Origin of the sequence: Streptobacillus felis, assembly GCF_001559775.1 — a bacterium.
In the GTDB taxonomy this organism is placed as follows: domain Bacteria; phylum Fusobacteriota; class Fusobacteriia; order Fusobacteriales; family Leptotrichiaceae; genus Streptobacillus; species Streptobacillus felis.
In genome coordinates this window covers 1-398 of record NZ_LOHX01000072.1, presented here as the reverse complement: position 1 = coordinate 398, position 398 = coordinate 1, and the positions used below count along the sequence as shown (strand labels likewise).

At 26.1% G+C, this 398-nt stretch carries 1 protein-coding gene; it reads left to right on the top strand.

Annotated features, from left to right (window positions below; translation table 11 throughout):
• Positions 1 to 78 precede the first annotated feature (78 nt).
• On the top strand, positions 79 to 398 hold a 320-nt coding region (locus AYC60_RS00800; RefSeq protein WP_459076621.1), incomplete at its 3' end, for an EamA family transporter.

The window sequence follows — 398 nt, the reverse complement described above, 5'->3', positions numbered from 1 at the left end:
TGAAGGAAAAGAATGTGTTAAAACTATAGTAGTACCTAAGGAATTAGTAATTTGAGGTTTGAAGTGCGTTGAAACTGTTTGAATACGTTTATAAATAAATTGAAATCTGAATCAATACCGTTTGTAGTAGATATAATCTTGGGTACTGGACTTATAGCTACTAAGGTAGTTGTAGATAATGGAATGCCAACATATAATATTATGTTTATAATATTTTTAATATTAACAATTTTACTATACTTAATGTTAAAGTTTAGAAAAATAAAAGTAGATAAAAGTTCTTTTATTGCAGGTACAATTTTAGGAACTGTATTAGTTCTTGCATATTTAACACAAACTTTTGGACTATATTATACAACCCCTGCTAAAAATTCTCTTTTAACAGGATTAAGTGTAAT